Here is a 14,880-nt window from a genome sequence, read left to right on the forward strand (position 1 = left end):
GCTGACGGCAGGCCAGCGCTAGAACACCCAGGGCCCCAGGCCCGTGGGCGCCCCGTCACACGCCGCTCGCAGCCGCGCCTGCGCGTCCTCGTAGGACAGCCGGGCCGCATCCGCCTTCAGCTCCGGGGAGGCCCAGTCCCGCCACGAGCGCAGCACCGCGACATGGTGGCCGTCCTCCTCCTGCGCTTCGGAGAAGTGGACCAGCAGGCGCTCCTCCAGCGCTTCGCGCGCCTTGGTCCAGGGGCCTTCCTTGTCCAGCCGCACGCGCCCATCCCGCTCCACGGTGGAGAGCAGCGAGCGGGCCTCCAAGGACAGGCCCTGGAGCGAGGGCCGGCGGCGCGCGGGCTCCATCGCGACGCGGTAGACGGAGGCCCACAGCGTGGGGTCCACGAAGGCCACCTTGCCCTCCACCAGGCGAACGGCGAGCACGTCCGGTGACGCGCGCAGCTGGCGTCCCAGCCGGTACGCGAGCCGCCCCTTCGCATGTTCGCGCCAGCTTCCGGCGGGGCGTCCGCCCATGACCTGTTCGACGAGGGACGTGGGCCCGTGGGTGGGCACCTCGGTGATGACGTGGCGCGTGCGCACCAGCTCCTCCGCGTCCCTCAGCGTCTTGATCATCCGTGTGCCCCTCTCCTGGGCGCGACGGGTGCCGCACCCGTGGGAAAAACATTCCGCGCGCGGGACGGATTCCAGGGGGACCTACGCGGATCCGTCCCTGGCGCCCCGCGCCTGCTGCCAGTGGCCCGGCGTCGTCCCGCTCCAGCGGCGGAACGCGCGGGTGAAGGCGCTGGGGTCGCTGAAGCCCAGGAGGAAGGCGATTTCAAAGTGGGGCAGCACCCCGTCGCGCAGGAACTGGAAGGCGCGGTCGCGGCGCACGGCGTCCTCCAGGCCCGCGAACGTGACGCCCTCCTCCCGCAGGCGGCGCTGGAGCGTGCGCTCACTCACCGCGAGCCGCGTCGCGACATCCGCGGGCACCAGGTCCCCCGTGCGGGGCTGCGCCGCGAGCACCTCCTCCACCTGTTCGCGCCAGGAGCGGGTCTCGTGGATCCGCAGCTGCGCGAGCTCCGCTTCGGCGCGCGCGTGGAGCAGGTTGCCCAGCTCGATGTCGGCGTGACGGATGGGGAGCCGTGCGGCGGCCGCGTCTCCTTCCACGAGGTAGGCGCTCGCGTCGTATTCGGCGGCGACGCCCAGGAAGTCCTCCACGGCGGAGGAGGCCGCGTGGCGCGGGTGCGCGAAGCAGATGCGCGTGGGGCTCCAGTCCTCGCCGCTGAGCAGGCGGGCGCTGGACACCAGCGTCACCAGCAACCCTTCCGGTGGGTGCTGGAGGCGCGGGGCCCAGGCATCCAGCGGATCCAGGTGCAGCTCCACGCGCAGCGCGCGGTCCGTGTGGAGGACGCGCCACCGCGTGCGCGGGTCGAGCAGCGCGTTGATGCGGCAGTAGCGCTGCAGGGACGTGCCCAGGTCCGGACTGTTGACGAGCACATAGCCGACGAGCCCCACGTGCGTGGGCTCCACCGCCTGCGCGAGCCGCACGGCCAGGGGTTCCTTGCCGCCCTCCCGCACGAGCAGGGCCCACAGGCGTTCCAGCGCTGTGTAGGGTACCCGCACGTCCGGCCGCGCCAGCCGGGCCTCCTCCTCGCCCACGGCTTCCAGCAGGAGCGCGCGCGGGATTCCCAGTGACTCACCGACGTGGAACAGCGGACGGAAGAGGGAGGACAGGAGCGCCTGGGGACGCATCACCCGTCAGCATGGCCCAGCCGCCCCTCGCGTCGCAACGCGCGGTGGCGCCCGGGGACAATGCGTTGGCGTCCGGGGACCATGCGCGCGGGCTCGCGGAGCGCGATACCTCCCGGCAGGAGGAGTCACCCGATGACCACCGCCACTGCTGCCCGCATTCCCACCGGCCCCCGGGGCCACCTGCTGATGGGCGTGCTGCCCCAGGTGCGCCGCGACATCCTGGGCTTCCTGTCGGACATCCATCGCGAGTACGGGGACGTGGTGCGCTACCGCCTGGGCCCCTTGAAGTCGCACCTCATCGCCCACCCGGACGGGGTGCGTCACGTGTTGCAGGACCACGTGAAGAACTACACGAAGGACCACCTCTCGTACCGCATGGGGGCGTGGATCACCGGCAACGGACTCCTGACCAGCCAGGGGGACTTCTGGCTCCGGCAGCGGCGGCTGGCGCAACCCGCGTTCCACCGGCAGCGCATCGCCGGCATGGCGACGCAGATGATCCACTCCACGGAAGCGATGCTCCAGCGCTGGGAGGCCTCCGCCGCGCAGGGCACACCCGTGGGCGTCACGGAGGAGATGATGCGGCTGTCGCTGGGCATCGTCGGAGAGGCGCTCTTCGGGACGTCCGTGGAGGACCAGACCGCGCGGGTGGGCGCGGCCTTCAACGAGCTGAGCCGGCAGATCGCTGAACGCTTCCGGTCCTTCAACATGCTGCCGCCCGTGCTGCCCACGCGGAACGACCGGGCCTTCCGCGCCGCGCGCACCACGCTGCGGGAGACGGTGCAGGGCATCATCGCCACGCGCAGGCAGCGCCCGGAGGACACCGGCGACCTGCTCTCCATGTTGATGGCCGCGCGTGACGAGGACACGGGAACGGGCATGACGGACGCGCAGTTGGGGGACGAAGTGTTGACGATGCTCCTCGCGGGCCACGAGACGACGGCCACGACGCTGAGCTGGGTCTTTGGACTGCTGGCGACCCACCCGGAGGTCGAGGCGCGTCTGCACGCGGAGGTGGATGCCGTCCTGGCGGGCCGGGTGCCCACGGTGGAGGATGTGCCGAAGCTCGGCTACACGCGGCAGGTGGTGGAGGAGGCGATGCGGCTGTACCCGGCGGCGGTCATCTTCAGCCGCACCGTGGTGGAGGACGACGTCATCGGCGGCTTCAAGATTCCGAAGGGCAGCGCGGTGGACGTGAGCCCCTACGTCACGCACCGCCATCCGGACTTCTGGGAGGAGCCCAACGCCTTCCGCCCGGAGCGCTTCGCTCCGGAGGCCGCTGCCAGGCGACACCGCTTCGCGTGGTTCCCGTTCAGCGGCGGGCCGCGCCAGTGCATCGGCAACAGCTTCGCGATGATGGAGTCACAGCTCGTGCTGGCCACCGTCGCGCAGCGCTACCGGCTGCGTGAGGCGCCCGGCTTCTCGTTGCAGCCCGAGTCACACCTGTCGCTGCGGCCCTACGGCGGACTGCCCATGCACCTGGAGCGCCGGAGTCCCGTGGCCCGCTCCTGAGGATTCAGGGAGGTACGACGGCCGCGCGCTGCACCTGGGACACCCCGGGCAGCGTGGGCGCGGGGTTGAGCGCTTGAATCAGCATCGCGCGCAGGGCCTGCGTGAGGTCCTCGCCCGGAGCGATCGCTCCAGCGGGCGCGCCCAGCAGCGGCGAGGGCACCTCCGTGCCCACCACCACGATGGGAATGCGGACCTCCCACGCCAGGTAGTGCGCCAGCTTCACCGCTGGCTCCGAGGAGTCCATCAACAACGCACCGATGGCGCCCGCGCTGAACGGACGCCACAAGGGACGCGCGGCCTCCGCGGGCGGCAGCACGCAGAAGTCCACGTTCAACACATCGCTGAGCTCCAGCCGCCCCAGCGTCCCGAAGCCGCTCTTCACCGCCGTCGGATCCGCTGACAGCGCCTCCAGCCCCGGCACCCTCGCCAGGATGCGCCGCGCCGCGGAAGAGCCGCTGCCGCACACGAACACCTTCGCCGTGGCCACCCGCGCGGGGGCCCGCGTGCGCAACAGGCGGCCTCGCAACGCGTGCACCTCCGCCGCGCCAATGAGGTCGCCCGCGCCCAGGTTCTGGCCTTCGCTCTCCGTCGGCCGCGCCACGCCCTTCTGGAGCAGCGTGGACAGCACGCCCAGCACCTCCATGTCCGTGGCGGGCGCCAGGTCCAGCACCTCGCCCAGGGCACGCGGCTGGCGCAGCAGCTCCATCACCTGCGCCGTCACCGGGTGCTGCGCTTCGGAAAGGTCCACCTCCGGCGCGAGCATCAGCCGCGTGTGACGCGGCGGCAGGTTCGGCAACAGCCGGTTCACCTCGTCCGACTGCCGCATGCCTTCAAGCAGCGCGTCGTCCATCGCGCGGTTGATGCGCGGCCGGGCCGCGTTCATGCCGGGCGTGAACGTGAAGTTGCCCTCCGTCCACGACAACAGCCGGAACAGCGCCTTCTCCCCTTCCACCCTCCCCAGCCGCGCGTTCACCGTGCGGCCATCAGAGACGGTGATCTCCCCGCGCTCCGAACCGCGCTCCAGCGACAGCCGGCCGTTGCGCTTGTTCATGCCCAATATCTGCATGAGGTCCGGGATGCTGAGCTGGCTGAGCGACCCTTCGATTTCCTGCTGCTCGCTCTTGAGGTCCTTGGCCGCTTCATTGCGCCGGAAGATGTGCTCGATGCGGCTGAGCACCTCGTCCAGGTTGAAGGGCTTGCGCAGCATGCCGTCGCGCGGGCCCCGCGCCCGGTCCGTGTCCATGCTGGACGTGGTGAGCACCACCGGGATGTCTTCGGTGCGCGGGTTGGTGCGAAGAATCTGCACGAACGTGCGCGCGTCCAGCAGCCGGCATGCCTCGTCGAAGAGCGTCAGGTCCGGATGCCGGAGCACCGCGACCTCCAGCGCCCGCGAGCCGTCCGGCGCGTAGTGCACCTGGTAGCCCTTGGTCCTGAGCGCCCGCGACAGCGCGCGCACGGAGTCGAGGTCGGGGTCTGCGATGAGGATCTTCCGCACCTGGGCCACGCTCTGGGCTCCGCTTCGTCAGTAGGGCTGCAGGTCGTATTCGGCCTGCAGCTTGGAGATGAGCCCGTCCACCACCGCGGTGTCCGAGGTGTGGAACCCCCACGTCGCGCCACGCCCGCGCCGCTGGATGAGCGCGTACGACGCACTCTCCGACAGCCAGAGGATGAACTCGTGGCGCGACACCCGCTCGTCGCCCTCCAGGAACACCGGCGTGAGCGCGGGATGTGACTCCAAATCCACGCGCCGGCCCAACAGGTAGATGCGCGACGACAGGTCCGGCGGCGCCTGCTCCAGGCCCACAGCCAACGGCAGGTCCGCGCGGATCTCCGGACCGCCCACGTAGAGCAGTCCGCGCGAGCCCGGGTCGCGCACCAGCTCGCGGGCAATCTCCACCTGGAGCTCGTCGAAGAGCACGTCCGCCACCTTGCCCCGACGGCTGGGTTCGGCCCGGTCGTCCGTGGGCAGGCGCGGGCTGTTGGGCGTGCCCAGCAGCAGGTCCACCTCGTCCCAGAACGGCAGCCCGTCCAGCATCAGCCGGCGCTGGAGCGACGCGCGGCGCTCGTCCATCCGGCGGCGGCAGCGGTGCACCAGCTCGTCGAAGTCCTCGCCGTCCTTGGGGAAGGTGCTCGCTCCGCCCACCAGCGCCAGGGGCAGGCGCTGCTCCACGTCCTGCACCTCCGGCTCGTCGCGCACCGCCGCCACGGCGCGGCGCACGAACATCATCGCGCCGAAGAAGTCCGTCTCCGGCAGGAGCAGGTAGAACTCCTGGTCGCTCGCCTTCGCGATGACGTCCGAGTCGCGGATGATCTTGCTGAGCGCCTTGATGATGCCGCGCACCGCCTTCTTCGCCTCCGACGCCCCCAGCCGCACGCGCACCAGCGGCAGGTTGTCGATGCTGAAGGTGAGCAGCGAGAACGTGCGCCCGTACCGCCGCGCCTTGTAGATCTCCTTGGACGCGTAGTCGGTGAAGTAGCTCAGGTTGTACGCGGCGGTGTCGCGGTCGCGCAGGCCCAGGCGCTGGAGCGCGAGCAGCTTGCGGCCGTTCTTCACCCCCACCGCGGCGAAGTCCGCCAGCACCTTCGCGTCGCGCGTGTGCTCCGCGCGGAAGTCCCCGGTGAGCGGATCCGACAACTGCGCCAGGCCCATCACCTCGCCCGCGGCCACCAGCGGCACGTAGAGCACCGTGGAGCGCTCGTCGCGCGCGAGCCACGGCAGGGCTTCTCGCAGTCGCAGGGACAGCGGCCCCTCCGGGCTCATCTTCTCCGGCAGGAACTGCTTGTCGAGCAGCCCCCGGTACGAGCGCAGCCCCAGGTCCCCCCGGTCGTCCACCACCCACAGCGCGGCGCTCTGCGCGTCGCACACCGAACCCAGGTCCGCGATGACGCGCTCCTGGAGCCATTCCAAATCCGGATGGGACAACAGCTCCAGGCACCGCTGCTGGAGGTTGTGGAAGCGGGCGAACTCCAGGTTTTCATCCTGGAGCCGCGAGCGTTCGTGCCGCAGTTGGGCGCGCTCCATGGCGCGGTCCACCGCGAGCAGCAGGTCCGCCTCTTCGATGGGCTTGGTGAGGCAGTCCGCCACGCCCAGGCGCAGCGCGACCTCCGAGCCCTGCACGTCGGTGCGGTGGCTGACGAGGATGACCTCCTGCTCCGGATCGCGTTCCCGCAGGCGGGACGTGAGCGCGAAGCCGTCCACGCCGGGCATCACCACGTCGGTGAGGACCAGGTCGAACGTGGCCCGGGCCACCTCCTCCAGCGCGAGGGTGGCGTTCTCCACGGCGACCACGCGGTGCCCGCGCTGCGACAGCAGGTCCGTGGCGAGTTGTCGGAAGAACAGGTCGTCGTCGACGACGAGGATGGGACCAGCCACGGCGCTCGGGGGAGAAGGGAGGAAACGCGAAGGTTATCGGGCCCTTGGAAGGGCTACAACGCCTTCGAAGACGAAGGCGACCGGACCGCGCAGTCGGATGTCGGACAGGTCGTCCGGAACACGGATGCGCAGATCGCCGCCCGGCAGGGTGACGCGCAGCCAGGCATTGCCCGGCAGGCGCTTCGCCAGCACCGCCGCCACCGCGGAGGCGCACGCGCCCGTGCCGCAGGCCTGGGTGAGGCCACAGCCCCGCTCCCAGACGACGACGGTGAGACCGTCCTCGTCCACGCGCACGAACTCCACGTTGGTGCGGTCCGGGAAGGCCGGGTGCCGCTCCAGGCCCGGCCCCAGGCGCTCGGCGTCCTCCAGGGGCTGATCCAGGAGCACCAGGTGCGGGTTGCCCATGTTCACGGCGGTGCCACGCAGCTCCGGGTGTCCGGGCACGGGCGCGGCCACGAAGGGCTGCCCCGTCGTCCCCGAGGGCAGGTTCGCGGCCACCAGCCGCGCCGGGCCCATGGAGATGTCCACGCCCACCACGCCGCCGTCGCCGTAGCCGGGCTCGCAGGTGAGCACGCCCGCCCCCGTCTCCACGTCGAGCAGCGCGGGGTGTTCTCCGGATTGATCCACCAGATACTTCACCGCACAGCGCAGGCCGTTGCCGCACATCTCCGCGATGCTGCCGTCGGCGTTGTGGACGACCATGCGCGCCATCCCCCGGGTGGAGGGGAGGAGGGCCAGCACGCCGTCCGCGCCGATGCCCCGGCGCCGGTCGCACAGCCAGCGCGACTGTTCAGCGGTGATGTCCACGCCCGTGCGACGGCGGTCCAGGACGACGAAGTCGTTGCCCAGGCCGTGGTACTTGAAGATGCGTTCGCGTGCGTCCACGGGACCAAGTGTAGACGGCCGGCGTTATTCGCGCTCGCCGACCTTCTTGGGCGGGGTCGGAAGGTCCAGCGCGGGCATGGACCTGCGCGAGGGCGTGGGGGCGGCGGGCCCGCTGGCGCGGCGCAGCTCGGCCAGCTCCGCCTCCCGGGCGGCCAGCTGGTCCTGCATGGTCTCCACGTGGGCCTGGAGGACCTCCATCTCGGCGGCCATCTCCAGCACGGCCTCGGGGGGCTGTCCGGACGAGGAAGCCTTCGACTCCTCCAGCGCCTGGACCAGCGTCTCGCGCTCCGTCTCCAGGGCTTCCAGCCGGGCCTGCTGTTCGCGGATCCGGGCGGTGAGCTGGTCGCGTTCGGCGCGCTCGGCGTCCAGGATGCGCGCGGCGTCCAGGGCCGCTGTCTCCAGCGAGGTGGCGCGGCCCTCCAGGCGGACGCGGGCGGCCCGGGCGACCGTCAGGTCAGACTGGATGCGTTCGCGTTCGGAGGCCATGGCGGTGCGCTCGGTGTCGGCGCGGCGGGCCTGGGCCTCGGCGTCGGCGGCGGCCTGGGACAGGGCGGCCACGCGCGACTCCAGCGCGGCCTGTTCGGAGCGAGCGTCCGCGAGCGCCGTGGAGAGACGGGCCTCCAGGGCGGAGAGGGCTTCGCGCGTCTGGTCGCCGGCCTGCGCGAGGCGGGCTTCCAGTTCGGCTTGATGCGTCTGGGCGCGGGCCAGCGCTTCCGCGAGCCGGGCCTCGTGTTCCGCCCTTCCCGCCTCCGCCTGCGTGGTGAGGTCCGCGAGCCGGGCTTCCAGCTCCGCCCTCTCCGTGCCGGCCTGCGAGGTGACTTCGGAGAGACGCACCTCCAGCTCCGCCTTGTCGGAGCCGGCGCTGGCGAGGCGCGCTTCCAGGTCGGTCTTCTCCTGCTCCGCGCGGGCGGAAATATCCGCGAGCCGGGCCTCGAACACGGCCTGTTCTTCCTGGGTGCGCGCGGCGACGGCGGCGAGCTCTGCCTCCAGTCGGACCTGCTCGGTGCTCGCGAGCGAGAGCGCGTCCTGGGCCCCGCGAGCCTGGGCCGCGACCTCGGCTTCGCGTTCCTCCAGGGCCCGGGCGAGCTGCTGCTCCAGGGTGGAGGCGCGCGCGTTCTCGTTCCGCGCGGTCTCCGTGAGCCGGGCCGCGTCGGCGCGGGCGGTCTCCAGTTCGGCGCGCAGGGCTTCGAGGGCGGTCCGCTCCGCTTCGAGCGAGGACTCCAGGTTCGTGGCCTTGCCCGCGAAGCGCCGCGCGGTTTCCAGCTGCACCACGAGCAGCTCCGCGTGTTCGCGCGTGGCGGCGAGCCGGTCACTGGCGTCCGTCAACTCCGCTTCCAGCCGGCCGACCTGCTGTCCTCGTTCGTGCAGCGCGCCGTGGGCGCGTTGCAGCTCGGAGCCCAGGCGCATGAGTTCCTTTTGCGCGGCGCCCAGCTGCGCGGTGTCCCCGCGCACGGTCGCCAGTTCCTGTTCCCTCAGTGCGAGCTGTTCGCGCACCTCGTCCAGGTCCTGCTGCTGACGCTCGGCCCGGGAGAGCGCGCCTTCCATCTGCGCTTCCATGGACACGCGCAGGGCACCGGCCTCGCGCAACTCCTGCTCGCGCGTGGACAGCGTTTCCATGAGGCGCGTTGCCCTGGCTTCGGCCTCGCGCGCTGCTTCCTGCGACTGAGCGCCTTCCTCGAACCGGGCCTCGGCGCTGCGACGGGCGGCCTCCGCCTGCGCGAGCGAATCCTCCAACGCCCCCAGGTTGGCGGTTTCGGCGGCGAGCCGGAACTCCACTTCCGTCAGCGAAGCTTCCAGTTCGGCGCGGCGCGCGGTCTCGGAGGCGGACCGCTTCTCCGCTGCCGCCAGCGCCTGCTCCAACGTGGAGAGTCGAGCGACCTCCGAGGCATACCGCGTCTCCGCATCCGCCAGCGCCTGCTCCAACGTGGAGAGTCGCGCGGTCTCGGAGCCCTGGCGGGCTTCAGCGTCCGTCAACGACGCTTCAAGCTCGGCGCGGCGCGCGGCCTCTTCGGCATGGCGGGCTTCGGCGTCCGTCAACGACGCTTCAAGCTCGGCACGACGCGCGGCCTCCTCGGCGTGGCGCGCTTCGGCTTCCGTCAACGACGCTTCAAGCTCGGCACGACGCGCGGCCTCCTGCGCCTGTCGTGATTCTGCTTCCGCGAGCGACTGCTCCAACGAAGCGAGCCGCGTGGTTTCGGAGGCAAGCCGGGCCTCCGCGTCCGCGAGGGCCTGCTGCATCTCGGACAGGCGCGCGGCTTCGGCGGCGTATCGCGACCCGGTGTCCGACAGCGACGCTTCCAGTTCGGCACGGAGCGCGGTCTCGGTGGCCTGACGGGCCTCGGCTTCCGCCAGGCGCGCGCGCAGGGCTTGAGCCTCGACGCGCTCCTGTGTGAGCGACTGCTCCGCTTCGGACAAGCGCTCACGCTGCGCCGTGGACTCCCCGCGCAGGGTCTCCAGCTCCGCGCGAAGTGCGGCCACGGCCTCGCGTGCCTCCACGAGCGCGGCCTCGTCCTTCGTACGCGCCTCGCGTTCGCGGGCCTCCTGCGTGCGGGCGTCGTCCAGCGAGGACAGCGCCTCCACTTCGGACCGTCGCGCCTCGGTGAGTTCCGCGCGCAGCTCCCGCAGCGCCATGTCCTGGGCCGCCTGCGCCTGCTTCGCCTCCGCCAGCGCGGCGCGGGCCTCCACCAGGGCCTGCGCGCTCGCCTGGGCTTCTTCCGAAGCGGTCGCCAGGGCCTTCTCGTGCGACTGACGCAGGTCCAGCAGCGCGGCTTCGTTCGCACGCTGCGACTCGGTGAACGCGGCCTGGACCTCCGTCAGCGTCTGACGCGTGTGCTCGAACGCGGCCTCGGTGGACAGCCGCGCGGCGCGGGTCGTCGCCAGGTCCGCTTCCAGCTCACTCCGAGCTTCGAGGGTCGAGGCCAGCGACACCTCGACACGGGCCAGCACGGCACGCTCCTCATCGAGCGAGGCCTGAACCGAGGCGAGGGTCGCCCCGGCCTTCGTGCGCAGGGACCGCTCTTCCTCGATCGCCGTCGCGGACTCTTCCTTGAAGCGGGCGAGCGACTCCTCCAGGCGGACACGCTGCGCGCGCTCCTCCTCCAGGACCGTGCGAGCGACGCCCAGCGCGGCATCCAGCCGGAGCCGGTCCGCTTCCAGCGCGCTCTGCGCCTCGGACCACGAGGACTCCGACCCTTCCAGGCGCGTGCGGAGGGCGCGCTCGGCGTCCAGCGACTCCTGCACGCTCGCGAGGGCCACCTGCGCGCGGGCCTGCTGCTCGCGCTCCGACAGCAACTGGGCCTGGGTGTCGGCGAGCGCCGCTTCCCAACGGGCGCCCCGCTCCTGTTCGGCGGTCAGCGACTCCCGCACCTGCGCCAGGGCCTGCCGCGCCGAACGCAGTTCATCCTGGGCGGAGCCCAGCGCCGTCTCCACCTCTTGCCGCTGGGCGCGCTCCGTCGCGAGCGACTGTTCCACCGCGTCCAGCTTCGCCTGCGTGGCGTCGAGCGAGGCCTGCATCGAGGCCCGGGCCTGCTGCTCCCGCGCGAGGTCGTCCTGGATCAGCTTCGACAGGGCCTCCGCGTCGGACAGCTCCTGACGCACGGTCCGGAGGGCAGCCTCCAGCTCCGCGTTGCGACCCACGGCGTCTTCACGGGCCTGATTCGATTCCGCGAGCCGGGCACCGTGTTCCCACACCTCGCGGGCCAGGGCATCACGGGCCTCGGAGAGGGCCAGTCGCAGGGTCTCGCCTTCGGAGCGAGCCGCCTGGAGTTCCTGCGTGGCACGCGCCTCCGCTTCGGCGAGCGTGCGTTCCGCTTCGGCACGCGCATCCTGGAGTCCCTGCGCGAGCCGGGCGGCGGCCTCGGCGCGAACATCCGAGAGCACCTGCTCCGTCTGGCCGCTCGACTCGGCGCGGGCCTCCGCGAGCACCTGGGCCACCCGAGCATCCGCATCAGCACGGACCGCGGCCAGGGCCTGGGCCGCGCGGGCCTCCGCCTCCTCAAGGGAACGGGCCTGCTGGGCCTCCGTCTCCGCACGTACTTCCGCAACCGCACGGGCCTGCTCGGCCTCCGCCTCCGCACGCACTTCCGCGAGCGCACGTGATTGCTGCGCCTCCGCGTCCGCGAGCACCTGGGCCACGCGGGCCTCAAGTGCACGAACCTGGGCCTCCGCCTCCGCACGCACTTGCGCGAGAGCACGGACCGCACGGGCCTCTGCCTCCTCAAGAGCCTGGGCCTGCTGGACCTCCGCCTCCGCGAGCGCTTCCGCGAGGGCACGGGCCGCGCGGGCCTCGACCTCCTCGATCTTCAGCCCTTCGAGAATCTCCGCGTCCGCAAGCGCCCGGGCTGACTCCGCCTGGGCCTCGGCCAGGGCCTGCGTCCACCGGGCCTCCGCGTCGGCGAGCGCCGCATCCCGCCCAGCCTGCGTCTCGGTCAGGGCGCTCGCACGTTGGGCCTCCGCTTCCGCCAGCGCACGCGAAAGCCGGGCCTCCGCGTCGGCCTGGGCCTCGGTGAGCACGCGCTGGCGCTCCGCCTCCGCTTCCTCCAACGCCCGCTCGACCGCCGCGGCCTCCTCCGCCCGGGCCCGCGCGAGGGCCTCCGTCAGCTCGGACTCCGCCGCCGCCAACGCCCGCGCGAGCCGCGCCTCCTCCTGCTCGCGGGCCTCCGCCAGCGCGCGTTCCTGCCGCCCATCCGCATCCGAGTGCGCGGCGGCCAGGGCGTTCGTCACCCGTTCGTTGGCCTCGGCGCGAGCCTCCGCCAGCGCATCCTCCAACCGCGCCTGCGCCTGGGCCCGCTCCGCGTCGATGGCCTGCACGAGCGCGGCCTCCACCCGGACGCGCTCCGTCTCCGCCGCCGCCAGCCGCTGCCCCGCCACATGCTGCGCGGACTCGACGCGCTTCTGCTCCGCCTCCAGCGTCTCCAGCCGCTGCTGCGCCGCGTGGAGCGCCTCTTCCAGGCGGGCCGCCAGCGCGCGCGCCGCCGCCTCGGACTGGGCCTGTCCTTCCAGGTCGCGCCGCAGCCGGCCTTCCGACTCGCGCGCGGAGATCAGCTCCGTCTCCAGCCCCCGCAGCGCGGCCTCGCGCTCCAACAGCCGCGCCTCCGCGTCCTTGCGAGCCCCGTCCGCCGAGTGCATCCGCTGCTGGGCATCCGCGAGCTCCCGCCGCGCCCGCGCCAGCTCCGCTTCCCTCACCGGCACCGAGTCGCCCGCCGCCCGCGCCTGGTCCTGCGCGCGCGCCAGCTCCGACTTCAGGTGCTCCACCGCCGCCAGCGCCGTGGAGTACTGCTCCGCGATGCGCAGCTCCCGCTCGCGCGCCGCCTCCGCCTGCCTGCGCCGGTCGTCGGCCCCGTCCTGCGCGCGCTCCGCCGCCAGCCGGTCGCGCTCCCGGTCGATGCGCAGCGCCCCCAGCTCGTCCTGGAGCGTGCGCAGCTCCGTGTACGCCTGCGTCAGCCGCTCGCGAGCCTCATCCAGCGAGGCCGCCGTCTCCTCGCGCCGCGCGCGCTCCAGCCGCAGCGTCTCCTGCGCCGCCAGCGCCTGCACGCCCGCGTCCGCCTGCGCGCGCTGCGCGGCCTCCACCTCCAGCCGCTGCGCCGTCAGCCGCCGGTCCGCGTCCGCGATGCGCTCCGTCGCGACCTGCAACTCCAGCTCGCGCCGCCGCAGCCGGCTGCTCAGGTCGTCCCGCTCGCGCGCGGACTCCACCGTGCCCCGAGCGGTCTCCAGTTGCGCCGTCAGCCGCGCCATGTCCTGACGCGCGCCCTCCAGCGCCGGCTTGAGCGCGACGACCTCCGCCTCCCGGTCGCCCACCTCCGCGCGCAGCTTGGACACCGCGTCCTTCAACCTTCCGGCGCGCTCCTCCCACGTCTTCGCCCGGACGGCGATCTCATCCAGCTTGCCGCGCGTGAAGGCCAGCGGCTCCGGGGGCAGCTGCACCCACGTGGGGTCCACCACCCGCGCCGGCTCCAGGCCCGCCATCACCACGAAGTACGCCGCCTCGCTGTGCCGCACGAGCGAGCCGTCCACCTGCAACCCGTCCCCGCGCTCGAACGCGAGCTGGTAGCCCAGCACCGGCGACTGCGTGGCCACCTCCACATGCGGGAAGTGCGCCTTGAGCGCATCCAGGAGCTGCCCGTACATGGGCGGCACGTCCTCTTCCGGCTCCATCAACTGCGGCAGCGCAAGTCCCGCGATGTTGCGCAGGCCCCCCACCAGGAACCCCTGCCGCGCCACCAGCCGCGCCAGCTCCGCCAGCAACTGGGGCGCGCGCACGTAGGGCGCCAGGTCCGTCACCAGCACCAGGTCGAAGCTCGCCGGCTCCAGGTCGTCGTAGAGGTTCGCGCGGAACCTCAGCTGCGGGTGCGCATGGGCCTTCTGCGCCGCCTCCACCGCCGCCACGTCCGCGTCGCACGCGACCACCGTGCGAGCCCCCCGCTCCACCAGGAAACGCGCGCTCTCGCCCCCGGTGGAGGCCACGGCATCGACCTCCAGCACGCGACGGCGCGCGAACAGGCTCTCCGCGAAGATGTAGCGGGGCAGCAGCTCGCTGGGCCCCATCCGACGAAAGGTAGATTGCAAATGATGTTCCCGGGGGGCGGGAACTGTAGCCTCTGAGGCAGGGCCGTCCCAATTTCAGGGCGCTTACAAGCACGGGCGAAGTGCCCGTCCGACCGGAGGGCAGGCGACATGACCACGAATTCACCCCAGGGTTTCGGTTACCGGGCACGCCGCACCTTCACCCGCCTGCTCGTCTTCCTCGTCATCCTGGGCCTGGGCGGCGGCGTCGTCTTCCTCCTGGGCCAGCTCAACTCGCGCACCTTCACCCTGGTCCAGGAGAACGGCGAGCTGGTCGTCATGAAGGGCCGCGCCCTGCCCACCGGAGCCGCCGCCTACCGCCCCGGCGACCCGCGCCTCGCGGACGCCTATGCCCCGCTCCCGCTGGAAGGCCAGGACGTCACCCTGCTGTCACAGCAGAAGTTCACCGACCGCGACGACCTGGACCGCGCCCTGTTCCCCCTCCTGGAGACCCTGGCCCGCCCGCGCATCGCGTCCGGAGAGCCCCCGAAGGTGGAGCGCGGCCTCTACTACCTGCGCCGCGCGGAGAAGCTCTCCGGCATCACGGAGGAGCAGCGCCGCAGCCTCCAGTCCATGCTCACCGACGTCGCCTTCTACCAGGCCCGCCAGAAGCTGGAGGACGCCCGCCGGCTCGTCTCCGAGGGCCTCGCCCAGCTCAAGCTCGCCTCCGAAACGGAGAACCGCCACGCCCGCAGCGCCAACCAGATGCTGTCCACCGTGGGCCCCGCCGCCCGCGACCTGGAGGAGGCCCTGCGCCGCGCCGTCCATACCCAGAGCGGCCCGGACAACAGCCCTGTAGCACCGCCCCCCTG

Annotated in this window: 8 protein-coding genes; 2 read left to right on the forward strand and 6 right to left on the reverse strand. The window is 72.6% G+C overall.

Going from position 1 to position 14,880, the window contains the following annotated elements; translation table 11 throughout:
* Positions 1–18 precede the first annotated feature (18 nt).
* Both D7Y13_RS09755 and D7Y13_RS09760 read right to left on the reverse strand, forming a co-directional pair.
* A complete protein-coding gene (locus D7Y13_RS09755; RefSeq protein WP_120532130.1) occupies positions 19–618 on the reverse strand; it encodes an RNA methyltransferase in 600 nt (199 codons plus the stop codon).
* A gap of 81 nt (positions 619–699) precedes the next feature.
* Positions 700–1,737 (reverse strand): AraC family transcriptional regulator, encoded by a 1,038-nt coding sequence (locus D7Y13_RS09760; protein ID WP_120532129.1) that lies wholly within the window; start codon positions 1,735–1,737, stop codon positions 700–702.
* 132 nt (positions 1,738–1,869) lie between these two features.
* Here D7Y13_RS09760 and D7Y13_RS09765 point away from each other — a divergent pair, with 132 nt between their 5' ends.
* Positions 1,870–3,249 (forward strand): cytochrome P450, encoded by a 1,380-nt coding sequence (locus D7Y13_RS09765; RefSeq protein ID WP_120532128.1) that lies wholly within the window; start codon positions 1,870–1,872, stop codon positions 3,247–3,249.
* A gap of 4 nt (positions 3,250–3,253) precedes the next feature.
* On the opposite strand, the gene D7Y13_RS09770 is transcribed toward D7Y13_RS09765, so the two are convergent.
* Genes D7Y13_RS09770 through D7Y13_RS09785 form a run of 4 tightly spaced genes read right to left on the reverse strand, consistent with a single transcriptional unit; the run spans position 3,254 to position 14,050 of the window.
* A complete protein-coding gene (locus D7Y13_RS09770) occupies positions 3,254–4,753 on the reverse strand; it encodes a DUF4388 domain-containing protein (protein WP_120532127.1) in 1,500 nt (499 codons plus the stop codon).
* Positions 4,754–4,771: 18 nt separating this feature from the next.
* The gene (locus D7Y13_RS09775) at positions 4,772–6,622 is read right to left on the reverse strand and encodes a GGDEF domain-containing response regulator (RefSeq protein WP_120532126.1); all 1,851 of its coding nucleotides are present in this window, start codon (positions 6,620–6,622) and stop codon (positions 4,772–4,774) included.
* A 33-nt stretch (positions 6,623–6,655) separates the two neighbouring features.
* Positions 6,656–7,507, reverse strand: coding sequence for a diaminopimelate epimerase (gene dapF / locus D7Y13_RS09780; RefSeq protein WP_120583212.1), 852 nt, complete (start codon positions 7,505–7,507; stop codon positions 6,656–6,658).
* Between the two features lie 24 nt (positions 7,508–7,531).
* The gene (locus tag D7Y13_RS09785) at positions 7,532–14,050 is read right to left on the reverse strand and encodes a methyltransferase domain-containing protein (RefSeq protein ID WP_120583211.1); all 6,519 of its coding nucleotides are present in this window, start codon (positions 14,048–14,050) and stop codon (positions 7,532–7,534) included.
* A gap of 129 nt (positions 14,051–14,179) precedes the next feature.
* On the opposite strand from D7Y13_RS09785, the gene D7Y13_RS09790 reads away from it, so the two are divergent.
* A partial coding sequence (locus D7Y13_RS09790; RefSeq protein WP_120630665.1) for an IF-2 protein occupies positions 14,180–14,880 on the forward strand: 701 nt, incomplete at its 3' end.

Origin of the sequence: Corallococcus praedator, assembly GCF_003612125.1 — a bacterium.
GTDB classification, from domain to species: domain Bacteria; phylum Myxococcota; class Myxococcia; order Myxococcales; family Myxococcaceae; genus Corallococcus; species Corallococcus praedator.